This window comes from Chryseobacterium endophyticum, from assembly GCF_056333165.1.
The window spans coordinates 237,585-261,226 of the sequence record NZ_JBWGXE010000006.1 but is presented as its reverse complement, the minus strand read 5'-3'; the positions used below and the strand labels follow the sequence as shown (position 1 = coordinate 261,226).

The 23,642-nt window shown below is 37.6% G+C and carries 27 protein-coding genes and 1 pseudogene; 15 read left to right on the top strand and 13 right to left on the bottom strand.

The annotated features are described in order from the left end of the window. The coding region (locus tag AC0N32_RS15145) for a hypothetical protein (RefSeq protein WP_476394691.1) at window positions 1-260 on the top strand (260 nt) is incomplete at its 5' end. Window positions 261-645: 385 nt separating this feature from the next. On the opposite strand, the gene AC0N32_RS15140 is transcribed toward AC0N32_RS15145, so the two are convergent. Next, entirely contained in the window at window positions 646-960 is a 315-nt protein-coding gene (locus AC0N32_RS15140; protein WP_476394690.1) for a DUF4134 family protein, read from the bottom strand. A 183-nt stretch (window positions 961-1,143) separates the two neighbouring features. Between AC0N32_RS15140 and AC0N32_RS15135 the strand changes: the two genes are divergently transcribed. From AC0N32_RS15135 to arsB, 5 genes are read left to right on the top strand one after another with little or no spacing between them, the layout of a single operon-like run. Further along, the gene (locus AC0N32_RS15135; protein ID WP_476394689.1) at window positions 1,144-1,470 is read left to right on the top strand and encodes an ArsR/SmtB family transcription factor; all 327 of its coding nucleotides are present in this window, start codon (window positions 1,144-1,146) and stop codon (window positions 1,468-1,470) included. Window positions 1,471-1,526: 56 nt separating this feature from the next. Next, entirely contained in the window at window positions 1,527-2,000 is a 474-nt protein-coding gene (locus tag AC0N32_RS15130) for a DUF6428 family protein (protein ID WP_476394688.1), read from the top strand. Window positions 2,001-2,010: 10 nt separating this feature from the next. After that, entirely contained in the window at window positions 2,011-2,502 is a 492-nt protein-coding gene (locus AC0N32_RS15125) for an N-acetyltransferase family protein (protein ID WP_476394687.1), read from the top strand. A 10-nt stretch (window positions 2,503-2,512) separates the two neighbouring features. Then, on the top strand, window positions 2,513-3,124 hold the full coding sequence (locus AC0N32_RS15120; RefSeq protein WP_476394695.1) for an arsenate-mycothiol transferase ArsC: 612 nt from the start codon (window positions 2,513-2,515) through the stop codon (window positions 3,122-3,124). 3 nt (window positions 3,125-3,127) lie between these two features. Continuing rightward, entirely contained in the window at window positions 3,128-4,159 is a 1,032-nt protein-coding gene (arsB, locus tag AC0N32_RS15115; protein WP_476394686.1) for an ACR3 family arsenite efflux transporter, read from the top strand. A gap of 42 nt (window positions 4,160-4,201) precedes the next feature. On the opposite strand, the gene AC0N32_RS15110 is transcribed toward arsB, so the two are convergent. The 7 genes from AC0N32_RS15110 to AC0N32_RS15080 form a co-directional block, all read right to left on the bottom strand. Beyond that, window positions 4,202-4,714: a hypothetical protein gene (locus AC0N32_RS15110; RefSeq protein WP_476394685.1), complete on the bottom strand. Its 513-nt coding sequence runs from the start codon at window positions 4,712-4,714 to the stop codon at window positions 4,202-4,204. 122 nt (window positions 4,715-4,836) lie between these two features. After that, entirely contained in the window at window positions 4,837-5,169 is a 333-nt protein-coding gene (locus tag AC0N32_RS15105; RefSeq protein WP_476394684.1) for a DUF3408 domain-containing protein, read from the bottom strand. Window positions 5,170-5,235: 66 nt separating this feature from the next. After that, complete coding sequence (locus tag AC0N32_RS15100) at window positions 5,236-5,727, bottom strand: hypothetical protein (protein WP_476394696.1); 492 nt, start codon at window positions 5,725-5,727, stop codon at window positions 5,236-5,238. A 78-nt stretch (window positions 5,728-5,805) separates the two neighbouring features. After that, window positions 5,806-5,991 carry a hypothetical protein gene (locus tag AC0N32_RS15095; protein ID WP_476394683.1) on the bottom strand — a complete coding sequence of 62 codons (186 nt, stop codon included), beginning with the start codon at window positions 5,989-5,991 and terminating at the stop codon, window positions 5,806-5,808. A 130-nt stretch (window positions 5,992-6,121) separates the two neighbouring features. After that, on the bottom strand, window positions 6,122-7,117 hold the full coding sequence (locus AC0N32_RS15090; RefSeq protein ID WP_476394682.1) for a DUF3945 domain-containing protein: 996 nt from the start codon (window positions 7,115-7,117) through the stop codon (window positions 6,122-6,124). 327 nt (window positions 7,118-7,444) lie between these two features. After that, entirely contained in the window at window positions 7,445-7,870 is a 426-nt protein-coding gene (locus tag AC0N32_RS15085; protein WP_476394681.1) for a DUF2141 domain-containing protein, read from the bottom strand. Window positions 7,871-7,880: 10 nt separating this feature from the next. Continuing rightward, window positions 7,881-9,008, bottom strand: coding sequence for an NAD-dependent epimerase/dehydratase family protein (locus AC0N32_RS15080; RefSeq protein ID WP_476394680.1), 1,128 nt, complete (start codon window positions 9,006-9,008; stop codon window positions 7,881-7,883). Window positions 9,009-9,219: 211 nt separating this feature from the next. Between AC0N32_RS15080 and AC0N32_RS15075 the strand changes: the two genes are divergently transcribed. The 3 genes from AC0N32_RS15075 (at window position 9,220) to AC0N32_RS15065 (ending at window position 11,897) form a co-directional block, all read left to right on the top strand. Beyond that, entirely contained in the window at window positions 9,220-9,684 is a 465-nt protein-coding gene (locus AC0N32_RS15075) for a hypothetical protein (protein WP_476394679.1), read from the top strand. A gap of 843 nt (window positions 9,685-10,527) precedes the next feature. After that, complete coding sequence (locus AC0N32_RS15070) at window positions 10,528-11,112, top strand: hypothetical protein (protein WP_476394678.1); 585 nt, start codon at window positions 10,528-10,530, stop codon at window positions 11,110-11,112. After that, window positions 11,109-11,897, top strand: coding sequence for a porin family protein (locus tag AC0N32_RS15065; RefSeq protein WP_476394677.1), 789 nt, complete (start codon window positions 11,109-11,111; stop codon window positions 11,895-11,897). Before AC0N32_RS15070 ends, AC0N32_RS15065 begins: the two co-directional genes overlap by 4 nt. 183 nt (window positions 11,898-12,080) lie before the next feature. Here AC0N32_RS15065 and AC0N32_RS15060 read toward each other — a convergent pair whose 3' ends face one another. Further along, window positions 12,081-12,905: a hypothetical protein gene (locus AC0N32_RS15060; RefSeq protein WP_476394676.1), complete on the bottom strand. Its 825-nt coding sequence runs from the start codon at window positions 12,903-12,905 to the stop codon at window positions 12,081-12,083. A gap of 425 nt (window positions 12,906-13,330) precedes the next feature. Here AC0N32_RS15060 and AC0N32_RS15055 point away from each other — a divergent pair, with 425 nt between their 5' ends. The 3 genes from AC0N32_RS15055 (at window position 13,331) to AC0N32_RS15045 (ending at window position 17,506) form a co-directional block, all read left to right on the top strand. Next, on the top strand, window positions 13,331-14,371 hold the full coding sequence (locus AC0N32_RS15055; protein ID WP_476394675.1) for a DUF4421 family protein: 1,041 nt from the start codon (window positions 13,331-13,333) through the stop codon (window positions 14,369-14,371). Window positions 14,372-14,770: 399 nt separating this feature from the next. Beyond that, window positions 14,771-16,948, top strand: coding sequence for an ATP-binding protein (locus AC0N32_RS15050; protein ID WP_476394674.1), 2,178 nt, complete (start codon window positions 14,771-14,773; stop codon window positions 16,946-16,948). A 195-nt stretch (window positions 16,949-17,143) separates the two neighbouring features. Further along, window positions 17,144-17,506, top strand: coding sequence for a response regulator (locus tag AC0N32_RS15045; protein WP_476394673.1), 363 nt, complete (start codon window positions 17,144-17,146; stop codon window positions 17,504-17,506). Between the two features lie 54 nt (window positions 17,507-17,560). Here the strand turns inward: AC0N32_RS15045 and AC0N32_RS15040 are convergent, their stop codons facing one another. The 4 genes from AC0N32_RS15040 to AC0N32_RS15025 all read right to left on the bottom strand — a co-directional run bounded on the left by AC0N32_RS15040 (window position 17,561) and on the right by AC0N32_RS15025 (window position 20,141). Then, on the bottom strand, window positions 17,561-18,154 hold the full coding sequence (locus tag AC0N32_RS15040) for a Crp/Fnr family transcriptional regulator (protein ID WP_476394672.1): 594 nt from the start codon (window positions 18,152-18,154) through the stop codon (window positions 17,561-17,563). Window positions 18,155-18,236: 82 nt separating this feature from the next. Further along, window positions 18,237-19,328 (bottom strand): calcium:cation antiporter, encoded by a 1,092-nt coding sequence (locus tag AC0N32_RS15035; RefSeq protein ID WP_476394671.1) that lies wholly within the window; start codon window positions 19,326-19,328, stop codon window positions 18,237-18,239. Window positions 19,329-19,370: 42 nt separating this feature from the next. After that, window positions 19,371-19,829, bottom strand: a complete 459-nt coding sequence (locus AC0N32_RS15030; RefSeq protein ID WP_476394670.1) for a MaoC family dehydratase — start codon at window positions 19,827-19,829, stop codon at window positions 19,371-19,373. A 117-nt stretch (window positions 19,830-19,946) separates the two neighbouring features. Continuing rightward, window positions 19,947-20,141 carry a cold-shock protein gene (locus AC0N32_RS15025; RefSeq protein WP_241613616.1) on the bottom strand — a complete coding sequence of 65 codons (195 nt, stop codon included), beginning with the start codon at window positions 20,139-20,141 and terminating at the stop codon, window positions 19,947-19,949. 432 nt (window positions 20,142-20,573) lie between these two features. Between AC0N32_RS15025 and AC0N32_RS15020 the strand changes: the two genes are divergently transcribed. The 3 genes and pseudogenes from AC0N32_RS15020 to AC0N32_RS15010 form a co-directional block, all read left to right on the top strand. Next, on the top strand, window positions 20,574-21,521 hold the full coding sequence (locus AC0N32_RS15020; RefSeq protein WP_476394669.1) for a beta-1,6-N-acetylglucosaminyltransferase: 948 nt from the start codon (window positions 20,574-20,576) through the stop codon (window positions 21,519-21,521). A 328-nt stretch (window positions 21,522-21,849) separates the two neighbouring features. Then, window positions 21,850-22,068, top strand: coding sequence for a hypothetical protein (locus AC0N32_RS15015; RefSeq protein WP_476394668.1), 219 nt, complete (start codon window positions 21,850-21,852; stop codon window positions 22,066-22,068). Window positions 22,069-22,118: 50 nt separating this feature from the next. Continuing rightward, window positions 22,119-23,102, top strand: a pseudogene (locus AC0N32_RS15010) (recombinase family protein); the annotation flags it as partial. Between the last annotated feature and the right edge of the window lie 540 nt (window positions 23,103-23,642).

Here is a 23,642-nt window from a genome sequence, read left to right as displayed (position 1 = left end):
TTCTACAGGAAAAAATCTTATCTCAGCTTCTTTCCACCGAAGGCGATCACCACTCGCTATTTACGATCTTAAACCATAAGGGCAAGCAAAAATACATCAGTACGGTTAAACTGATGTATTACTGCTTTGTCGAAAAATTTGATCTATATGGAAAAACACAGATAGTGGTGAATAGAAGTAATCCATTTTGGAATATCGACCTTCAGCAACTTTCCCTGAATTCCATACATTCGGTACTCAAAGGAAAGCTATCACAATAGAATTTACAGAGTCTATTTTCTGAGCATTGTTGTATCCTGAATCTTAGACAATAGTTCAGCCTCCCTCAGGACTAAAAATACATTATCACCAACATTTATCGGCCTCCGTATTTAATATTGATGACAAAAACATTTTTTTCAAAACTTACGGTCCGTGCAGCCGTTACAAATCTTTACCATAATCTGCAGGATTTTACCCCCTTGCTCTTTTCGGAAATACATTTCCAATACGTCAATGACCGGTCATTTATGACTCTAAGAATTCTTGTAACTGCTTTTTAAGAACTGCCCGTCCTTGTATATGTGCTTCTGCTGTAAGCTATACTCTACCGCTTCAAAAATGTCTTTCTTTATATCATCTGTCACCCGTGAAAAATCAAATAGTTTAGAGACTTGGCACTACTTGTTTTGGCTGTATGGCTATAGCGTCGGAAATAACTTTTTGGATGCCCAGATTAATTTCTTCAACGGAAATATAAGAGATTTTAACGCTGCTGAATTTATTATAGACCTTGACCCCTCCGATGAGTCCGACGATTGCCTCGATGGCATAGATCAGCGGATTAGCCTGTACAAAACAGGAGGGCACCATTTGCGTCGCCTCGTTGATTCCGGAGGTATCGATGCCTTGGGCAAAGGCTCCCGTTACAGCTAAAAAGATCAAACCTGATAGCAATACTTGTTTTCTTTGTTTTTCCATAACTGAAACATATTAAATGTTACTTGCCTCCACACCTTGTGGGTGGATGAGGCAAAGGTGTCAGAGCCTTTGAAATTTTTTGATCGAATGGCGGTTTGGAGAATCTTTTGGCAGTTCAATAGCATAAAATATTTTGGCAGCTAACTTTATTATCGTAATATTGCAATGTATAATATTATTGTTATGGGAGCCACTAAGACAGAACATTTTACGGATCAACAAAATCAAATTGCAAAGATTGCAAAGGCATTGGGACATCCTGCCAGAATAGCAATTATTGAGTATTTGATGAAAGTCAATGAGTGCATCTGTGGCGATATTGTGAACGAATTGCCTTTAGCTCAACCAACCGTTTCCCAACATTTAAAAGAACTGAAAAATGCAGGGATTATAAAAGGTAATATTTCTGGAAACGCTATCTGCTATTGTATAGACGAAAAAACAATAGAGATTCTAAATACTTATTTTTCCGCAATAATACAAACGGTTACCAAATCAAAATGCTGTTAAGTATTTTTTTATATTAATATATCGCAATATTGCATTTAACCTATAAAGATTTAAATATGAAATTATCAAAAGTAAAAGAAATTTTGCCCACCTTAGAAAATGTTGAATTTCAACTTGAAAATGGAACATTCGTTCCGGAACATTTTCACGTTACGGAAGTAGGAATAATTAATAAAAACTTTATCGATTGTGGCGGAGTTATCCGTTCAGAGAAGGTTGTGAATTTTCAGCTTTGGAATGCAGACGATTTTGAACATCGTTTGAAGCCTAACAAATTACTCAACATTATCAAACTTTCAGAGGATAAATTAAGAATCGAGGATTTTGATATTGAAGTTGAATATCAAAGTGATACGATTGGAAAATATGATCTAGAATTCAATGGGAAAACATTTATTCTAAAAAATAAGACTACAGCTTGTTTAGCACAGGACGCTTGTGGAATTCTATCAGAAAAAGAAAAGAAAAACTTATCCGAACTTAATGTAAATCAAAACAATTCTTGCACACCAGGTGGCGGATGTTGCTAATTCAGTTGTTATGGAAATAAAGCCGATTACCAAAGAAAATTTTCCAGAGTTAGTAGAAATCTATGGTCAGGGATTAGCAACCAACATTGCCACTTTTCAAAATGATTTGCCCACTTGGGAAGAATGGGATAAAGGGCATCTTGTTTCTTGCAGAATCAGTATGTACAGGAATGATGAGATGCTTGCTTGGGCTGCATTATCTCCGGTTTCCAGCAGAGTTGTCTATTCGGGCGTAGCAGAGGTCAGTATCTACGTGTCAGCAGATGCAAGAGGAAAAGGGATTGGTGAAATGTTGTTGAATGAATTGATTAAACAAAGTGAGTCAAATGAAATATGGACATTACAATCCGGGATATTTGCAGAAAACCATATTAGCCTAAAGCTACACGAGAAATGTGGTTTCAGGATGGTCGGATATCGGGAAAAAATTGGTAGAAAGAACGGTGTTTGGAAAGACACTGTATTAATGGAACGACGGAGTAAAATTATTGGAGTTAACTAAAATCAACATGATGTATCCAGCATTAGCAAAAACTATTGAAAAATTAAATGCAAAAACGATTGATAAAGAACGTAAAACAATACTGCAACCTCTGATAAATTTTATTCAATACAAAGTAAACGGTAAGAAGGAGATAAATATTAATTTCATCTGTACCCACAATTCACGCAGAAGCCATTTAGCGCAGATCTGGGCACAGGTAGCAGCAAAATATTTTAATATTCCTCAAGTGCATTGTTTTTCTGGAGGTACAGAAGAAACTGCATTATTTCCGAAAGTTTCGGAGACGCTCATCGACCAGGGCCTAACTGTATTCAGAATTTCAGACCATGCTAATCCTGTATATGCTATAAAGTATAGCGAGAATGCTTTACCCGTCATTGGATTTTCAAAGAAATACGACAATCCCTTCAATCCTACCTCCGGATTTGCAGCAATTATGACGTGTTCGCAGGCAGACGGAGGCTGCCCCTTAATTGCAGGCGCAGAAAAAAGAATTCCCATTACATACGAAGATCCTAAACTTTCAGACTACACACCAGAGCAATCACAGGTTTATGCACAGAGAAGCTTAGAGATAGCCAATGAAATGTTCTATGTCTTTTCTATGATAAAAAATTAATTGATGCAACCAAAACTAAAATTTCTTGATCGCTTTCTTACGCTATGGATTTTTTTAGCAATGCTTTTGGGTGTTGGCTTGGGATATTTCTTTCCTTATATTTCTACTGTCACAAATGCTTTATCTGTAGGAATAACTAATATTCCACTGGCAATAGGCTTGATTTTAATGATGTATCCACCTTTGGCAAAAGTGGATTACAGTCTATTACTAGTGGCTTTTAAAGACAAAAAAGTAATGTCGGTATCACTGCTGCTGAATTGGGTTGTCAGCCCTGTTTTGATGTTCATTTTGGCGATTATCTTCCTACAGGATGACCCAGACTATATGATCGGTCTGATTATGATTGGCCTTGCAAGATGTATTGCCATGGTTATTGTCTGGAACGATTTGGCAAAAGGTAACAGGGAATACGCAGCACTGCTGATCGCATTAAACAGTATTTTCCAATTGGTGTTCTATAGTTTTTATGTCTGGCTTTTCATTACTGTATTGCCCCAAAAGCTTGGTTTGGGTAATTTTAATATTGCTGTGCCGATGAAAGATGTTGCAGAAAGTGTTTTCATTTATTTAGGAGTTCCATTTATTGCAGGATTTTTGAGCCGTCACTTCTTGATCAAATTTAAAGGAAAAGACTGGTTTAATAGAAAATTCATTCCGGCTATCTCACCTTTAACATTGTATGCTTTGCTGTTTACCATCGTACTGATGTTCAGTTTGAAGGGCGATAAAATTTTAGAGCTACCAATGGACGTTGTAAAAGTTGCCATCCCATTGATCATCTACTTTGTTCTCACCTTCTTTATCAGCTTTTTCATTAGTAAAGCATTGAAAGTACCCTATGACAAAAATGCATCTGTAGCTTTTACGGCAACAGGAAACAATTTTGAATTAGCTATTGCCGTTGCGATAGCCGTTTTTGGAATCCATTCTTCACAAGCGTTTGTTGGGGTCATTGGACCTCTTGTGGAAGTTCCGGTCCTGATCCTGTTGGTGAAAGTAAGTTTATGGCTTAAAAAGAAATACGATCGGTAATTACTTATTGCAACGGAGCTTTTAAGAAATAAGGGAGTCTGCCTAGACAAACTCCCCAATATCGAAACCTTCTGCATTATTCTTACGCTTAAGAGGAATGTCCTCATCTTGATTCGAAGTACTTTGGATAAGCAAAGCAGCAATCCGCGTTGAGGCATCATGTATCGAATTTTCCAAAAGATCAAAAAGCTCGGTTCCTTGAATTTTTTGAATAGTAGTAACTGCTTGTTGTTCTAAATCAGGCTCCAGCATATCTTGTTGAAGCAACTGACCCGCGGTACTCAATTCCTGAAAGGTAACCCCTGTAGCAAACCCGCTTTCTATTTTAGAATCATACCGGTACTGCCAGTCTTCTTCCTCGTCTTGCCAATCATTATTTTTGACCAGTATCCCGTCAAGTTCTTTCTTTGAAGCCGTATTTTCAAATACCTCCTCCTTGGTTTCTGAATCAAAATTATTTGCTTTTGGGACGGTAGATTCGCCCTGTTCCTGATTGACATCAGATGGCTGTAACTTTCTTTCTTCAGGCCTTGCTTTGCCTACAATAGAGGGCAAAGGTGGGTCAGCTTCGGCACTTTTTTTATGATGAAGCTGATTTATAAACTTCTTATCCCAAAGCAGTAGGATAATAATGAGTAATAGTCATATGATAATTAATTGTTCCATAAGATGATAGATTAAAAGATTGGACGGTACTTGTTGTTGAAATCATCCGTGATTTCTTTTTCAAACATTTCAAAATGATAAGCCAAGATATTATCAAGATACGCATATAAAGGAATCTGATCATCCGCAATGACCTGGATGATACGCGAAAGTCGCTCATGATATTCGGGACGGATATAGATACTTTTATCCCCGCGCCTGGTCATCGTGTGATGGGTAAGAAACTGCTCAGAGTAGGTAATTCCAACGCTTTTTTTGCTTTTTATTTTTGGTCTCAGCGCTGGCTTTTCTTTTAGGGAATCAAGTTCCTGACTCTGCGGTTGATTGTTTGTGTTGCCAGCCATGATGGACATTAGATATTGTTCGTCAATACTGCCGTCTTCGTTGTTATATTTTCATTACCCATATCACTACAATTTGACAATTTTTAAAAATTCATCCATAAACTTATCAAGTCGGCATACTATCATCAACTTAGGGTCTGCCGGCAATAATGACGAACGAAAAACATTTTTAGTGACGGTCTCCCCTTCTTTACGAAATCGCTTACTGTCGGTAATGGAGGTTTCCATTAATTGAAGTCCCAGATCTTTGATTACCTTACTGTAATTTTTGTACAATGGGGTCTTCTCCCTGCCGTCGACTTGGTTCCAGAACAGCTGTATGCTTTTGATCTCGGTATGCTTTTTCTTCATCAGGACATTGGTCAGGACATCCGTAAAACTCAGGGTGCTTTCAAGAACAACCCTATCCGCGGTTATTCCCAATGATACTAAATGACTTAATGCCCAGGTCACGCAGTAGCTGTTTCCTTCAAAGTAGCCGTCTCTTTTGTTGTTGGCATTTAGTATTTGGGCAATTTCCCTGGCAACACTCGGTTTTTCTGCAATGATGGCTTTCATAGGTTTGGATTTGATGGTGTTTATGATGGTTAATTTATACTTGAGAGATTGAAGATTTTATAATGAATAGAATCTTGATTACATTTTTCTGCCTCTTGATCTGGCAGATTTTTTCTGCTGCTCCTGTTGCTGCTTGTTGGCAGGCTCCTGCTGTTTGGATTGAAGCGGTTCTTTGATGTTTTTGGTCGCTTCATTCGTCTTCCCGTCGGAATTGACTGCTTTTTGGATCTTATGTCCTTCTGCCGGCTGTGCTTTTTCTTTCATCTTATTGGGGTTGGTGAAGGAAAAGTCGGTCTTATTGAAAGTTATGTAGCCTTGGTATTCTTTGCCTTTGCTGTCAACAAGACCGCTGACATAGAACGTCTCCCCTGCCTTGAATTTTTCATGCTGTTTGTCATCCAGTTCTTTCCCTGAAAACTCTAGGAGGTTCGCTTTTTTTATTTTGATTTTGGTTTTGCGGATTGCTTTCTTTTTGAGACTGGCTATGCTGCTGCTTTTGATTGTTGTCAAATATGAATTCAACATAGCGCTTATCGGCATTGAACTGCACAGTAGCATCGAAGGTAGTGCCTTTGGTAGAGGTCATGCCTTCGAGATAAAGAGGCTTGCCTTCTAAAAGGGTTTGTTTCTGGTGCTCGTCCAACTTGATTCCTTTGATCTCGTCTGGGATCTTCATATACTCTGCCCTGTAAGCCACCAGTTCATTGGTAAGGCGGTCCCGGCTGATCACGGAGGGAATGATTTCATCGGTCTTAGGATTGACCAGATCGACAACTCTACCCATATTGCCGTTTTCCATCAGGTTCTTCTTGTCCTCTTCACTAAACTCGTGACCCAGGAATTTGAGGTTAAGATTGGGTTCCCTGCGGATGCCGTGAAGCTTAATGCCGATGTCGCCGGTATCCCCTTCCTGTAGGGATATTCTGACGTCCATTTTGCTGACGGCAGCACCAAGGTTAATGGTGATGGGAATCAAGTTATTGGTCTTGTAGCCTCTTAGGAGAGGATCTAGGGCATTCATCTTTTCAAGCTTTTCCTGGGTAAGCCCGAATTTTTCCATGGTTTTCCAGTCGATCTGCTCCGGCTGGAAACGGTATTCCTGGTTGTCTGTGTTGTTTTCCATTGTTTTCTGATTTTTTAATGGGTTGGTATCTTTAGGTAAAATCTCATATTCCTTGAGTTGTTCTTTTTCTTCAGGAGATGCCTGTTCGACATACTGCTGAAGGTCTTTGGCAGTATTGACCGCATCATATTCCGAAACTTTGAAGAAGTTGAAATGGGTCGGATTTTTAAGCTGCCGGTAAAAGTTGGAAAAGAAGTTGGAGAATAGATCACCGTGCTTACCCTCTTTAGGGCAAGATATCGTTCGTTCTCCAGATCTTTTATTCATCTTCTAATTTTTTAATTTATATGGATCTCGTCAGTCGACCTGTATTCCATCAGTAAAAATCAGCTGCATTGTTCTGCTAAAAAATCTTTCTACCTCTATTTATTTTGGCGCGATTACGATGAAACTTTTTAATAGTAGAATCGCTTTTACTCGCAGTATTTCGATCATAGTCTTTCAAAACTTCTTTTTTGCAGGAATAGGGAATGAGTAAAAACAGAAACAGTAATAGCATTGAGGCTGGAATAAATTTAGTCATTTTATATCAATTTCACTTGATTTCACACGTAACATTTTCGATGGGTATTTGCATAATCAGAAAAAATCATTTTAATTGCCAATTAAAGCAATACTGGCTTTGGTAGATTCCCGGACGGCAATTTTGATATCATCGAAGCTGGGCGCAGATAGTTTTGGCCTGTAATTTTTTGAAAAACCAAATCCCTCCGTCGGGTAACCAATTAGATTTCGATCGCATTTACCATTGCCGTTTACATCCTGGTAAACAGCAACTGCATATTCTCCTACCGGCAAATTCCTGAACGTGTAGGAAATTTTAGTTCCGGTGGCCTTTACTTTTCCTTTGGCAAATGCAGCGGCTTCCTTTAAAAACCCTTTTTTCTGATCATAAAGTCCAAGATAAACATGCCCCTTATCAGAAGCAATACCCGTTACTTCAACTGTAAAATGATATTGAGCTCTAACATTTATGCCTATCGCCAAAAGTGCGATGGCGGATATCGTTCTGTATAACATATATGAAATTTTAAAATATACTGGTGTTGCTATTGGGTCTCAATACGGTTCCATTGAAGAAATGTTCCATTCCCTTTTTATTTTCACTTCTAAAAGCACGGTAAGGTTCTGACTGCCAAAGCAGCCAACGTTTGATGATCTTCCTGAATAAAAAGGTAAATTTTTTCTGAATGGTATCAACCTTCTGATCTACCATTGCAAAATAGTCATTAAGATCCTGGCGACGGAAATGAATGATCTTTTCCAGTTCGTGACCGTCCGCCATAATACCGCAGTGGAAATTTTTTTCAGCAAATGCCCGCTCAGGAAACTTAAGTTCACCCAAACCATACGAAGCAAACATTCTTTCAAGGAACGAGCGGTACTTGATAACGCAGTCCCTGCCACCACCAAGATTAAAAATCCGACTCTTAAGCTGATTTTCAAAAGCTATAGCGTTGCTAAAAGCTCTGCCTGTACCCTCCGGTGTACAGATCTCCATTTTTGTTTCAAGAGGCATATGAAACATCAGCTTTGAGATCTTATGATTTCCCATAATTGCAGACAGACGAAAAATAGACCAGGACAATTTTGATTGACGAATCATTTCTTCACACAACACTTTAGATCTGCCATACAGATCACCTTCGCTTGGAATTAAGCGGTCGGTGACCAAAATCTCCGGAGAGCCAATGCGATCCCCATACACGGAAACGCTTGAGCTGAAAAGAAAAAAACATTGCGGTGAATTTTTTTCTAATGCTTCAACCAAATTTTTTGTACCCTGCACATTAACACGATACGCCAAGCCCGGATTTTCATCCGAATGTGGCGGAATTATTGCTGCCAGGTGTATAACAGCATCTTTTTCTTTGGTCACCATTTCAAGCGCTTCCCGATTTCCGATGTCACCATGAACAATCTGGATACGATTTTTAAATGCTGACAGCATATTTACAGATCTTTTTGTTTTCAGATCAAAAACAGTTATCTCATTGTCAGCATTGTTCATCAGATGTATGAGAGTCTCATACCCTACTGTTCCTGATGCGCCGGTTAAAAGAATCCTTTTTTTCATATAATTATCAAGATGTTCTAATTCAAGTAAACTCATTAAAAAAACATATCTTTGTGGTACATTTTGTTCTTTAAGTAACAATATGCCTTTTTTCGATCACTTTGTAAAATTATTGTAAAAAGATCATTTCAAAAGTTCAAAAGCTATCCTTATTGATCAATAAGAAACAAAAGCTATTGATTTTGTATCGTAAATAATTGTTATTAAGATGAATTTAAGAAAAGACCGAAGGGTCAACTATACTAGAAATACACTACGTAGAGCTTTGTTCAACCTCCTGCAGGTAAAAGAATTGAGTCAGATATCCATTACTGAATTATGCAGGACCGCAGATGTTAACAGAAATTCGTTCTATCGCCACTATGCGATCCCTCTGGATATACTTCTTGAGGTTGAGGAGGAGCTTTTCGAGAAACTGTCATCTGTCTTAGCAGAAAGTAATAACATGGATGAAGTCATCCTTCTGAGCTGCCAGCTTCTGGAAAAGGATAAGGAAATGAGTAAGGTCGTATTTACCAAAGCTGATGGAAGCGCAATTATTTCTCGTGTATTATCAAGTGTAAGAAAACATTTCCAGGTAGAGAACCAAATTGAGGTGACAATCGGTACGGAGCACTATATAGAACTGGCCTACCAATTTGGTGAAAAAGGAAGTATAGCCGTTATTAAAAATTGGGTTATACATGATTTTTTTCTTTCTGCTGGTGAAGTTGCAAAAATTATCAGTTTTCTTGTTAACAAAATTAATAAAGCATAATTCCAAGATTGATAACTATTGCAGTCGCTTACAAAATTGATCAGAACCATTGGTACATGGTCTTATTCTAATAACTTTCCCACAACATATCAATCTATAATTATTAATGTTTACTGTATTTGATTTTATAGTAGGAAAATGATTGACATGGAGTAATCTAAACTCGAAAATTATAACTAGTTGACCCCAATGTCCGTAAAAATGAATAACAATATACCAATCACAACAGAAACTATGGTATAGTAGATCAGATAGCTAAAAAGACTTCTGAAAAAGAGTTCGGATAATTTCATTTTACCGAAAAATTGCCTGTTTGTCCACAAAATCAATACAAAATCAACTAAGAATAAAAGATTGGTGATGACGTCATACCAGGATTTCTCCTTTATAAAATATAATAGAGGTAAGAAAAGCAAGTGAATGCTGAGCCGCTGAGAACATTTGAAAGCTTCGAAAATAATAAATTCGTAGAAATTATATCCTGTTTTCTTAAACAGAAGAAATGTAGACAATGCAAAAATTGGAATTGTTGCAACGATGAAATAATAATAATGTGCAAAGATCAGATCCAGAACGTGCGCAGAAGAATCATCTAGGTTTGAACGATGGTTGAGGTTGAGAAGGTGATACACAAGGGCATAGACCGTTGCCAGGATGTATATTGGCTGTGAAACTTTAGGGGCAAGCTTTTACTAAGACTCTGTATGCATATAATCATTTTTCACGTCTATTTAAAGGAAGTTCTTATCCATTCATACGTAACGTAAAACAGAGTTAGGAAATACTACTGTAATAATAAACAAAATGTCAAGATATAAATTATAAAGGATCAAGGTAGTTTATATGAAGAAAAAGTTATTATGTATATCCGGAGCAATCGCTTTTCATTTTTGCTACGGTCAGGATTCACTTGCGACAAATGCACAATCTCCTGTTAATACCATGGAGAAAAAAACTTTTGCCGAAAATTCTTTTTTCCAAAAAGAATGGGTCAGAGAAAGTACTGCACCCCTCATATTTTTCAGTGCGTCGGCAGCCAGTTGGGGCGAACGAAAAAATATACGTGAAATCAGAAACCGATATATTCCAACGTTTAAGGTTGGTTATGATAATTATTTGCAATATGCCCCTTCGGCTGCTGTTTACGTATTAAAAGTTGCGGGAGTAAAAGGCCGTAATAATATTGGAAGAGCAACCTTATCGTATGGTGCAAGTATTGGTATTATGGCTATCTTCGTTAATTCATTGAAATACACTACGAAAGTGGAACGTCCTGACGGGTCGAACAACAATTCTTTTCCTTCCGGTCATACATCCATGGCATTTATAACGCCAGCTTTCTTCATAAAGAATACGGTCTGGTCAACCATGCTTACAGTATCGGGGGATATAGTGCTGCGGCACTTACTGGTCTTGGTCGGAATTTGAATAATCGACATTGGATCTCCGATGTTTTGGCGGGCGCCGGAATAGGGATTTTATCTACCGAACTAGGCTATTTTTTCATCAACAAAATTTATAAAAACAGGGGTGATAATTTGGGAATTTTAGCAAATGTGGGCGGGACTGAAAATCCGTCATTCTTATCGCTAAAGCTTGGAACGGCAATTTCTACAACAAATTTCCTGGAGCAGTCCGCACTAAGTGACAAAAAAGAGGTAGGTTTTGAGACGGGTCTCGAGGGGGCATTTTTTTTCTCTAAAAACTGGGGTGTTGGTGGAGAATTCAATTTTAGCAGTTTTCCTGTCAAACCTTTGAAAATTCCGGTAGATCATGAACCCCGCAATTTCGATATCACAACACAGTCACTGGGCTTTCTTACTTTAAATATTGGTCCCTACTATAATTATGAAATTACTGAGAAATTACAAATTACGCTAAAAGCTACGGCAGGATATTCTTCAGCAGCAAGCGGAAAAATATTGATAAAAGATGAATTGTTTAATTTGCCCAATAATGAGTTTGAGGTCGCTGAGTATAAGCCATCTAATAGTTTTCGTTGGAATAGCGGCGCAGCATTTACCTATAAATTTAATAATGAATTGGGAATTACGTTCTATGCGGATTATAATCAGACCCAATCAACAATCATGTACCAATTCAATGAAATATTAAAAAATAATTCCCAGTTAAGTTACGATTTGGACGATACGACCTCTAAGGAAAAAATCAATTTTATCTCTCTGGGTTTGAAGTTAACAGCGTTTTTTTAGTGTGAGCAAGCTATATAAACTTAATGGCTTTAAAGTCGACATACAATAACAGTTTATCACAGTAATTTAAAGTCGTATATAGTATTAAAATTGAAAATGGGCTCGTCGTGATCGAACGAACCCATATTTATTGTAAAGGCGGCCACTATTTAATTGTATTTAGTAATCGAAACTGTAGTATAACTATTTGCTGTAAAGTGGGCTTCTCTTCAGAAGATACTCTAGCGGCGCATCATAGGAGCCGTCTACAGAAGAAAATAAAGCTGTATGCGATTGATTATAAATTGTCGCATCGGAATCAGTATAGATCGCAACTTTAACACTAATTTCATAGCGTTGCTGTGTATAGCTATTGTTACTTCCATACGTATTCACATTCTTAACCTTCTCCGAATTATCTCTCTTCACGTTAGTATTGCTATAGTCGCTTGATGAGCTGGTTAAAGCACTTTTAACCTGTGTAACGGTTCCGTCAACCACATACTTTACACCGAGAATATCACATATTTCCTTCATCGTATAGGCTCTTAGCTTATCTCTCGTAATATTATTTTTGATCAGTAAGGAATTTGTGGTTCTCGTATCTTGAAAAGTATAGCCCGCGGAGTGTTTAACTAGAAAATTGTAGGTGTCGTCTTGTGCCTTGTATCCAATTTCCTGGGAGCCTGGCTGCTGGTCAAGCAAAAAACCAAATGGTAAAACCGCAATTTTATTGCCTTTATCGCCTTGTGATGTTTTTAGCTGACTTTGAGGTGCTGCATTTGCAAACGTCTCCACCCTGCCGCTCGAATGAACAATGCGTACGATATCATTTTTCTTGACTGTGTATTCAAGTGTTTCGCCCGAATAAACGAATTGAAGACTTTCATCATCAATCTTCACAATTTTACCCCTTAGCTCCTCGCCATTAGACTTCACAATAACATCTTCTTTGATGTCTGTACGATTTTGACTTATTCCCGCCGTAAAGAAAAACAGCGAGATGAAAAGTGAAAAGAATAGTTTCATAATTAATTATATTTATTGATCGAATGTATTTAATGCGCTAAGTTGTGGTTTACAACTTTTATTACCAACTGAGTTGCCATCTTTATAAATTATGAATACATGAGATGCTTCACCATTATCCAAATAGGAAACTCCTATTTTTCATCATATCATCTGATAATTAAATTGATAATGAAGTGCTAACACACTATGGCCATTATTCTTATTTCCTAACCAAAATTAGTAGAATTACATTGAAATTAATAATATATCTCCAACCAATAGCACTCAAATCGGGAAAAATCCTACCATAATGTGTTAGCTTGGATAATTATATATTACTTAAAATCAAAACCTTAAATTAAATTGTGTATTAATAGAATTAAGTTGAGCGAAACAGATGAATTTTTACCCCAATCGTTTAAAAATATAGCTAATTTACACATATGATATCCAAATTATTTATACGTCAATTTATATTGGTGTATTTAGTCTCGATCTTCCTGCCTTCTCTGGTGAATGGGCAAAAGCAGGATTCAGGTAAAATTATTTCGTATAAAGAACAGGTTACAATCAGGGTAAATCTTGATACCCACGCAGAAGATTTTATTGTCACTGATAAATCAGCTGAAAAGAACATTCATGCAAAATTGTCAGTGAACAACACAATCAAAACTTCATTTTCTCTGGACTACAAAATTATAAGCGCAGCAATATCTTTAGCTCCTGCCTTTATTCCGGGAAACCACGACGATGATACAAAAGGCAAAAGTTCTTACAGTGATATAAGATTCAGACTTTTCCCTGGTCGATTTATACAGTCTTTTAACTACCGAAATATAAAAGGTTTTTACCTCGCAAACATGAATGATTTTATTCCAGGCTGGCGTCAAGGCATTGATCCATATCTCCAGTTTCCTGATCTTAGATTGCAAACGTTTGGAGGAAGTACAGCATTCATCCTTAATAGAAATTTTTCACTAAAAAGTATTTATCACCAGCGAGAATGGCAAAAAAACAGTAGCGGCAGTATAATTCCCATGTTGGACTATGATCTTTCCTATTTTAAAAATATTTCAGAAAACTCTAGAAGTAAAGAAAGACAGCTCAATTTTGGCTTAAACTTAGGATATCATTATAATTGGGTGATAGCGAAAAAAATCAATATTGCGTCCTACGCTTTTATAGGAGTAGGCGGTAAATGGTCCAAATACAAAGGACAGGGAAGTGACATCTTATCAATTGAAGAAAAGAATAAGTATCTAACTTCAAAAATAGGCTCAGGAATACAATTGGGCTTCAACTCCTCGAAGTTCTTCTTTGGAGGCAGACTTGATTTCAATTCAGAATATTATAGGGAAGATTCCAACTCTGAGGTTTTTAATAATGGTATATATGGGCAAATGTACTTTGGTTATCGATTTGCTCCGCCAAAATACCTTAAGAAGACTTACGAAAAAGTTCAGAGAAAAATTGGAGTGCAGTAATTAATCATCACTAAAAATTCACTAAAGAATATCGTGAATTACAATTCTAAATAATAAGCGGCAATAATATTTATATTATCTGAAAGATGAAATCGGAATAGTGGTTATTGTTCTGTTAAGCAGATAATCAATTACTTAACCATGCGATTCAAGCATAGAAATAAGACGGTAAACTTAAATTAAACTGTGTTCCCCTTATCAACACAATTATTGAGAATTCCTACACTTTAATGATTCCAGTCAATTGTCTAGTTATACAGTTTAGAATTTTGAACTTTTTTACTAAATTTGGGATTTCCACATCTTTTGTGAGAGTCTCTACCATTACGGATTATTTGATTTAACTTGGTTTCATTTGATAATTTAGTCGGTTTTGACCCCTAACATAAATTGAAGTCTATGAGAACAATCGAATGTCACGAAGAAAAGATCCACCTTTCCGGCCACATACAGGATCTGGGCCTGCTCCTGGTTTTTCAGGAAGGTCGCTGCGTTGCAGCAAGTGAAAACGCTTACATTAACGGATATTCATCATCTCAATTGATTGGAAAAACTTTCAATGATATGATACAAGTTCTTGTCCCTGAAGCCAATCCTGAAAAAATATTAGAATCGGTCAGTGACACGGTTTTCTACCGTTTCGTCGAAAGAATCCGGCATTATGATACAGATTATTTTCTGAGTGTATATTTATTTGATTCGAAGATCTATGTCGAAACCGAAGTAGCGCATCCGGAACGTATTGAAACCACTAAACTTTATTATTATGCCAAGCACATTGAAGATCAGGGTCATCAGCACACTTGGCGCTCCCTTACGCAAATGGTTCGTGAGATCATAGGGTTTGACCGTGTGATGGTCTATCAGTTTTTGGAAAATGATGGCGGGAAGGTGATCGCAGAATCTAAGCTGGCAGATAAAGAATCCTTTTTAGGTTACCGATACCCTGAGTTCGATATTCCCAAACAGGCAAGAGCGCTCTATAAAATCTTTCATGCACGTCAGACAGCGAATGTTGACGCCCCTATTCATGGACTTATCGGGCTTCCCAACGAATCTGTGGATCTGAGCCAATGCGGAATCAGGTCGATGTCACCGATCCATCTCCAATATATCAGAAACTCTGGCGCAAAGGCAAGTGCCAGCTTTTCGATTATGATCGATGGTGAATTATGGGGCCTTGTTACCTGCCAGCATTACACCCCCCGCCACGTCGATCTTTCCCAAAGACATCTCTGCGTGTTCTTAACACAATATGCAGTCAATAATTATCTGGCAGGCTTACAAAAGGATATAATAGCTTTTAAAGAACGCATCAGCACGTTAGAAGATCAACTCAAAACTGAATTGTTACTTAGCCGCAGTGAGTTTAGCATTTTAGAAAAATTTGGGTCAGAGATTATGAGTCTTATGTCAGCAGATGGAGCAATTATCCGCCATGATCAGGGATTAAAACAATATGGTGAGGTGCCATCTCTTGAACACCTTTTGAAGATTGATAAGATCATCGATAAAAGTGATTATAATGGCATTTATTGTACAAATCAACTTACAGAAGAAAGCATTCTCAATGATTCGGGAAAAGATCAGTTTTTTCCAGGTATAGTTAGATTTGATGTGATCCCAAAAAGCAACTGGTATATTTACGTCTTCAGAAAAGAACGTATTGTAGATGAGATCTGGGCCGGAAAACCTGAGAAGATACGGAAGGTCGATGATGTGAAAGGAGTCAGCTTTTATTCACCAAGAACCTCTTTTGATGCCTGGATTGCGACCACAAAAGGAAAGTCTGAAGACTGGAAGACCTTTGAGATTGATTTTCTCAAAGATATCGGGCATATCGTCCAGCAGTCTATTGCACAGAGGGGTGGTGAGATTGAAGAACTGAATAAAGAACTTATCCGTTCCAATAATGCATTGGATACCTTCACTTACACACTCATGCACGATCTTAAAAATCCGCTTACCTCCATCCAGCTTTCGGCACAGCTTATAGCTGCCAAAACCAATCTTTCAGATGAGATGAGACTGAAGATGGCCGAAAATATCATAGAAGGTTCCAAACTCATCACAGAAATGATGGATAAGACCTACAAAATCTCCCAGGCTACGCAGGTGGAATTTGACTTTGAGACCATCCATCCGGAATCTAAAATTATGAGCATTATCGAAAATGCCATTCAGCAATACCAGATACCTCAGCTTCAGTTTACCGTAGGGGAATGTTTACCGGTGTGGGGTGAGCGGACTCTGGTATACCAGCTTTTTCTTAATCTCATCGGAAATGCCATCAAATACAGCAGCAAGGAAGATCATCCGGCCATAACGGTCAGTAGCACTTATGAAGGAGATGAAGTTTGCTATCTGATCCGGGATAATGGTATCGGGATGGACCTGTCTGACAACCGTGACATTTTCGAGATCTTTAAACGCCTGCCCAATACAGACGGATTTGAAGGATCCGGTATCGGGCTCTCCATCGTAAAGAGAATAGCCGATAAGCTTAATGCCAAATTATCGGTAAGCAGCGAACTTGGAAAGGGAACGATTTTCACTGTAAAATTTAAAAAACGCTGACTTCATCCGTATTAATTTTATACTGGATCAAAGCCACCAACAGATAGATTTTGATTTGTACTGACCATTATATACCTAATTCTCATAAATATTTGTTCGCAAGATAGTTGTTGCATAGTATTTGTATAGTATGTCGAGCAGCAAGCCGTTTTTTATCAGGCTATATAAGTAATGCGTTGCGTCAGAAATTATACAATGGGGACAATATTTATATTAGAAGATGAAGACAGCATCCGCGAATTGCTGGAGATGCTTTTCAATATGGAAGGTTACAAGGTAATATCCAGTCCGAATATCACGGAATTTAATAAAATGAATATCGATCTTAATGTCGATCTTTACCTGCTTGACATCCGGCTTCCGGACGGCTCAGGAATTGATGTCTGCAATGATTTGAAAAAAAATACAGAAAAATCTCAAATCCCTGTGCTTATGATGAGCGCCCATGCCAAAACATTTGAATTACAGGATTGCTGTCAGCATAATGGATTTATTTCTAAACCTTTCGATATTGATCGCATTATTGCAACAGTATCAGGTTTGATAGGAAAAATGTAACAAGTCATAATACTATATTGCGATTAAAATATATTTCACCTGAGTTCAGGCTGTTTATAAAAATACTTTACTGTTAACAATCCTAATCAGGTCTTGCTCCTCCAAATTTTTAATGGCTAATCGAACGTCCGTGATTGACAAATTTGCTTTGTCAGCGATTTGTTGTAGACTCATCTTGATCTCAAAAGAAAATAACTCCTGATCTGTTTCATCAAACTTTAGGCTGTGAAACAGCTGCTCAGTCTTGTTTTCAGCACTATCTGTGATACAACAGCAGCTCTTAAGCGGCTGAGAATACAAATCATTTGAAAGCTCTTTCAGAACCATTAACATTAAAACTTTGTTCCGCCCGATCATTTGATTAAAGTTATCCTTTTGCATGATAAGTATTCGGCAGTCGGTAAGTGCCACGGCATGATGAAGTGAAGGCATCTCAACAAACGCACAATACAAAGTGATCTGTTCTCTATTTCTTAACAATTGAAAGGTCATATCGTTGGCATCATAACCTGTATTGGAAAGTTTAACAATACCGTCAATGATCTGGTAATAATGGTTTTGAATAATTCCGTGACTAAAGATGCAAGAACCAGCTGTAAATTTCTTTTCTACCGCACCATGAGATCTTAAATATTTTTCATCGATCATTTTTCTCCTTTTTAATTCATGATGAAGGTAATTAATACAATGTTTTTAGTTTATGACTGTCGTCATAAAGAAATTTTAGCTTTTAGGGGACAATCGATGTGAAAAGGTAAATCAGAAAGATTCCTACCAGTACCACGCCCTGCATGATGTTGGTTTTTCCTGTAGCTAGGGATACCGTAATGATAAAGAGGGAAAGGCCCAGCAATACTGTCGACTTAATATCAATTCCCAAGGTCATCCTGATACCGCTGATGACCGAAATAATCGCGATGGCAGGAATGCTGAGTCCGATGCTGGCCAGAGCAGAGCCGAATGCCAGATTAAGAGAAGTCTGTATCTCATCATTTCCGGCTGCTCTCATAGCTGCAAGCGCTTCAGGCAGTAAAACAATTCCTGCGATAATAATTCCGACCACAGATTTCGGAGCGCCTACTGCCGTCACAATATATTCGACATCCTTCGAAAGCAGCTTGGCCATCATCACAACAATTCCCAAGCTTACAATAAGCATTAAAACACTAATGTAGCTTCTTTTGTTGCTAACTTTAATTTCAGCATCATTATTCTGAACAGTATCTTCTTTCTGTGGAGACCGGAAAAAACTCCGATGCCTGATCGTCTGTACCATGGTAAATCCCAGATATAGAAAGAGACATATTACTGCAATAAACAGGAGCTGAAATGAGGTATATTCTCCACCGCCGTGACTCACGGTGTAATTGGGCAGGATCAAGACAAACACTACCACCGCGGTCAAGGTAATTAAGGCCGTACTCACACCTTTCAAAGTAAATGCCTGCTCCCTGTATCGCAGTGATCCTATGACGATGCAAATCCCGATAATGCCGTTGAGTATAAGCATTACAGCCGCAAACACCGTATCCCTTGCCAGGGTAATGGTTTCGAGACCTTTGGCACCGAGCATAATGGAAATGATCAATCCCACCTCTATAACAGTGATCGCAAAGGCTAGAAGCAGTGTGCTGAAAGGCTCTCCCAACCGGTGGGCCAATACTTCAGAATGGTAGACGGCAGTGATCACGCTTCCCAGCAGCAGGGCCGTAAGCAATACCGAATAATAGCCTGACGAAAAGAAGAAACTACCAAAAAAGAAGAGCCAGGATAAAATCGGTACGACAATCGTCCAGTAATGCAAATATTTAATGTGTTTCATAAAAATAATGGTCAATCTAAATTCCTTAATAATGTAAAATATCTATTTGAATTGATACAGAAATACAACATCACCCGTGTAGGCAGGCCTTGATTCATTCTCAACGACAAGTCTGGCACCGACAACTACTTTGACCATTCCTCGCAGATCTTTGACCGATCTGATCGTTGCCTGTAATGATACTCTGGAATTTACTTTGACAGCTACTCCGAATCTCAGGTCTTCGATCCCATAGTTGACCTCAACGCTGACATTCTGCACTGATGCTATTTGCTTCCACAAATAAGGAATCAATGAAAGCGTCAGATACCCGTGGGCAATGGTTGATCCGTAAAGACTTTCATTGGCTGCCCTTTCCTCGTCAACGTGTATCCACTGGTGGTCCAGAGTAGCTTTGGCAAATCGGTCGATCTGCTTCTGATCGATGGTGTGCCAGGGTGAACTTCCTACTAGGACTCCTTCCAGTAACTTATATTCTTCGAAATTATTGATGATCTGCATGATGTTTTTGATTATGAATTGAATGCTAAAAGATGTATTGATGAAAAAGATAAAAGCCTCTCGCAATATGCGGGAGGCCGGTAATATAACTAACAATAAATTACTATATTGCTCAGATTATGCCAGTTTAACGTTGATAGCGCTTAAACCTCTTTCTCCTTTCTGTACATTGAAAACAACCTCGTCGTTTTCACGGATGCCTCGAGAATCAAGTCCTGAAGTATGTACAAATATATCTGCGCCACCCTCTGATGGTGCGATGAAACCGAAGCCTTTTGCCTCGTTGAAAAATTTTACGGTGCCTTTTTGCATTGTAATAAAATTAAAAATTAATATAATAAGATCTGTACACTTTACAGATTTCGTTTTTTGTTGAAAATTTTGATAGAGCGGACAAAATGTAATGCTACACGATAGGTCTATCATACTTTGCACAGCTCACCGATAGTCTGAATACTACCCTGGCCTGCAATATCGCATCATTTTTTAAGATCAAAGGAATCACTGTTCTCAATATCATTAAAAAATCGGATCTATAAATGGGAAACTGGAGAAGCAAGACCGGTTCGTGCCGTGGAACCGGTTAAGCAAAGGCAGGAACCTTTCTTTATGAATACTTTGCAAATGTAGATGAATATTCCTCAAAATTAAAAAATATAAATAATTGATTATCATTATTTTATTCGTACATTACGCACACAGAAATATTATTTGCACAGTGCGGATGATCTAAATTCCGTAAATATGCAGACCCATTCAACTATACCCCAGACCCTTCCTCAGACCAAAGAAAAAAGTTCCGGACTACAGGTTCGTATCGCTTATTTTATCATGGTGCATCAGCGACCCGAGGCCTTCAAGACATTGCTTGAAAAAATATATACCCGTGACCAATTTTACCTGATACACATTGACCGGAAAGCCAGTGCCGAAACAACGGAAGTGATCCAGGATTATGTTGTTCAATATCCAAATGTCTACATTCTGGAAAGTATGAATATCGTCTCAGGGGGATTCAGCATGATTCAGGCTGAGCTTAACGCCATGGAATTCTTACTCAATGCCAGCAAGCATTGGGACTACCTGATCAATCTAAGTGGCGAAGACCTCCCCTTGAGGTCCCAGCAAATTATCCGGCAATTTCTGACGGTCAATGCGGGAAGAAATTACATCTTTTATTATGATCAGAAGTTTTACAGACCCGACACATTGCAAAGGATCCAGAATCACTTTACAGAATTGACCCACAGGATTTCCTCGCTTATCTATAAAAGGGATTTTATGAAAAACGTCACTCCCTACATAGGCGGGAAATGGTTTATCTTTACCAGAGACACCTGTTCCTTTCTTACTAACAATGAGAAGGTACTGGAATTTGAGGACTATTACTTGCACACCCTACTCCCTGCTGAATCTTTCTTCCAGACCGTTCTGATGAATACCGATTTCAACGATATTATTGTGAATGACGACAAGAGAGCAACTTATAATCCGCCACTGATAGGAAAAGATAATTATTACCAAGAGATTCTAAAAAAGCTTTCGGAAAGTAATAATCTCTTTATCGGAAAAATTACTGAAAAAACTGAAGAACGCATAATGCAACACATTGCTCGCAATTATCTTAAACCTCTTCCCGATGTGGACGAAATTGCGAGAGAGCTAAAAAGGGATTCTGGAGCCAACAACTGACTTTTGTTGAAAGGATAAAACAACAATTGATCGATAATCTATTAGGATAAATAGCAACTAACTCTATAATTTTTTCAATAGCAGATTAAATTTTTAGCTATCTCATGGGTATGTACGTAAAAGAAAACCTTAACTACCGCTTATTCTGTCCAAAAATTTACAATCTGTAGTATTAACTGTAATGAATCAATTTACCATTATCTAAAGACACTTTAAGACAAAGAATACTAGAAACTGGCATATTTTAACATTTTGTACTGTAGCACTTTAAATTGTTTTATAGTTTGAGATTATCTCATTCATAACAAATTAAAGATGATGAGTGCTTATGAAAAAGATTTCTTCACAAGAAAAAGATCAGAAAAATCCATCTGGGGATAGAATTACAGACTTTAGACAGAATAGCTTAAAAAAAGTTTCTCTCGAAAGATCAAAAAAAATTCTGACGCAATCCGGCTTAGATCCAACAGATGAAGAAGTTAGAAGTATAATTGATTTTGCACATCAGCTTGCAGATATTATAATTAAATACTACATTTTAAAATAAATTTACTACATTAGCTTGATAGCCAAAATGTTAATGTAAAAATTACTACTATGCTAATAGCAGATTTATATATTAGAGTTTCTACAGACGAGCAAGCCGATAAGGGTTATTCACAAAGAGACCAGCATGAAAGATTGGAGAGATATTGCGTTCAGAACCAGATCACGATCGGACAGGTGATATTTGAGGACCACTCTGCTAAAAATTTTAATAGGCCAGAGTGGACAAGATATATCAATCACATTAAAAAAAGAAGTCTAAAATCCAATTTAGTTCTGTTTACCAAGTGGGATCGCTTTAGCAGAAATGCTGGAGATGCTTATCAGATGATTAAATTGCTGCTTGGTAACAACATCTCACCCCAAGCGATCGAGCAACCTTTAGATATGTCTATTCCGGAAAATAAGATGATGCTTGCCATCTATTTGGCAGCTCCGGAAGTTGAAAATGACCGCAGAGCCTTAAATACTTTTTATGGGATGAGAAGAGCTCAAAAGGAAGGAAGACTTATGGGAACAGCTTCGTACGGATATGTTAATAAATGTACGGAAGATGGCAGAAAATATGTTGGTCTAAAAGAGCCGGAAGCTTCGAATATGCTTTGGGCATTTAATGAGATCGCTAAGGGCACTTATTCCATCAATCAAATAAGGCTAAAGATGAATGCTATGGAAGGGGCAAATATTAGCAGTACATCATTCTACAGGGCAATAAAAAATCCTATGTACTGTGGTAAAATATTTATTAAAGCTTACAAAGATGAAGAAGCCTGTCTCGTAGAAGCTACACATGAAAGTTTGATTTCAGAGGCATTATTTAATAAAGTACAAAAGGTACTAAGTGGCAAAACTTGGGAAGAAAGGCCAAAAGGAAAAATAATTGCACATGACCAATTTACTCTAAGAGGTTTTTTAAAATGTCCAAGATGCGGAGGTCACATTACCGGTAGCGGATCAAAAGGTAAAAAGAATATTTATTATTATTATCACTGCAATTCCAAATGCGGGTACAGATATAGCTCAGATATCGTTAATAATGCATTTACCAGAGAGTTAAAAAAATATGAGTGTCATACCGGGTTTATTCAACTTCTTAAAGAAATACTTCTGATCAATTTTAAAAACATACATCGAAGTCTCGACATAAAGAAAAAAGAAATTTCTTCAAAAATTATTAACTTAAACCATCGTCTAAATAGCGCAAGAGAAAAATATTTAGAGGATAAATTGGATTTTGAAGATTATCAGTTGATTAAAAATGAAAGTAAAAAGAAAATTGATGCATTGGAAATGGATCTGCAGGGTCAAAAGCTGACTGGTAAAAGTATGGATATTAAAACAAAACTCGATCAGGTGTTAAAAATATTGCCAAATCTCTCTCAACTCTATGCTACAGGAGATTCAGATACAAAAAGAAAAATAGTGTGTTCGGTTTTTGCTGAAAAACTTGAATTTGACGAAACAACTTTTCGAACACCCCAGATCAATTCCGCTCTTTCTTCTATCTTATTAATTAACAATCAATTACGAAGTAAAAAAAAAGGAAAAATCACTCCTAAAAGTGATTTTTCCCGT

Coding starts and splice junctions, on each gene's coding strand:
- AC0N32_RS15040 (WP_476394672.1), bottom strand. CDS start 18,154: ATGATCGATGAAAAATATTTAAGATCTCATGGTGCGGTAGAAAAGAAA.
- AC0N32_RS15085 (WP_476394681.1), bottom strand. CDS start 7,870: ATGTTATACAGAACGATATCCGCCATCGCACTTTTGGCGATAGGCATA.
- AC0N32_RS15130 (WP_476394688.1), top strand. CDS start 1,527: ATGAAATTATCAAAAGTAAAAGAAATTTTGCCCACCTTAGAAAATGTT.
- AC0N32_RS15090 (WP_476394682.1), bottom strand. CDS start 7,117: ATGAATAAAAGATCTGGAGAACGAACGATATCTTGCCCTAAAGAGGGT.
- arsB (WP_476394686.1), top strand. CDS start 3,128: ATGCAACCAAAACTAAAATTTCTTGATCGCTTTCTTACGCTATGGATT.
- AC0N32_RS15060 (WP_476394676.1), bottom strand. CDS start 12,905: ATGAAACTATTCTTTTCACTTTTCATCTCGCTGTTTTTCTTTACGGCG.
- AC0N32_RS15050 (WP_476394674.1), top strand. CDS start 14,771: ATGAGAACAATCGAATGTCACGAAGAAAAGATCCACCTTTCCGGCCAC.
- AC0N32_RS15135 (WP_476394689.1), top strand. CDS start 1,144: ATGGGAGCCACTAAGACAGAACATTTTACGGATCAACAAAATCAAATT.
- AC0N32_RS15030 (WP_476394670.1), bottom strand. CDS start 19,829: ATGCAGATCATCAATAATTTCGAAGAATATAAGTTACTGGAAGGAGTC.
- AC0N32_RS15095 (WP_476394683.1), bottom strand. CDS start 5,991: ATGAAAGAAAAAGCACAGCCGGCAGAAGGACATAAGATCCAAAAAGCA.
- AC0N32_RS15055 (WP_476394675.1), top strand. CDS start 13,331: ATGATATCCAAATTATTTATACGTCAATTTATATTGGTGTATTTAGTC.
- AC0N32_RS15140 (WP_476394690.1), bottom strand. CDS start 960: ATGGAAAAACAAAGAAAACAAGTATTGCTATCAGGTTTGATCTTTTTA.
- AC0N32_RS15100 (WP_476394696.1), bottom strand. CDS start 5,727: ATGAAAGCCATCATTGCAGAAAAACCGAGTGTTGCCAGGGAAATTGCC.
- AC0N32_RS15105 (WP_476394684.1), bottom strand. CDS start 5,169: ATGGCTGGCAACACAAACAATCAACCGCAGAGTCAGGAACTTGATTCC.
- AC0N32_RS15015 (WP_476394668.1), top strand. CDS start 21,850: ATGAAAAAGATTTCTTCACAAGAAAAAGATCAGAAAAATCCATCTGGG.
- AC0N32_RS15025 (WP_241613616.1), bottom strand. CDS start 20,141: ATGCAAAAAGGCACCGTAAAATTTTTCAACGAGGCAAAAGGCTTCGGT.
- AC0N32_RS15045 (WP_476394673.1), top strand. CDS start 17,144: ATGGGGACAATATTTATATTAGAAGATGAAGACAGCATCCGCGAATTG.
- AC0N32_RS15035 (WP_476394671.1), bottom strand. CDS start 19,328: ATGAAACACATTAAATATTTGCATTACTGGACGATTGTCGTACCGATT.
- AC0N32_RS15070 (WP_476394678.1), top strand. CDS start 10,528: ATGAAGAAAAAGTTATTATGTATATCCGGAGCAATCGCTTTTCATTTT.
- AC0N32_RS15020 (WP_476394669.1), top strand. CDS start 20,574: ATGCAGACCCATTCAACTATACCCCAGACCCTTCCTCAGACCAAAGAA.
- AC0N32_RS15120 (WP_476394695.1), top strand. CDS start 2,513: ATGTATCCAGCATTAGCAAAAACTATTGAAAAATTAAATGCAAAAACG.
- AC0N32_RS15125 (WP_476394687.1), top strand. CDS start 2,011: ATGGAAATAAAGCCGATTACCAAAGAAAATTTTCCAGAGTTAGTAGAA.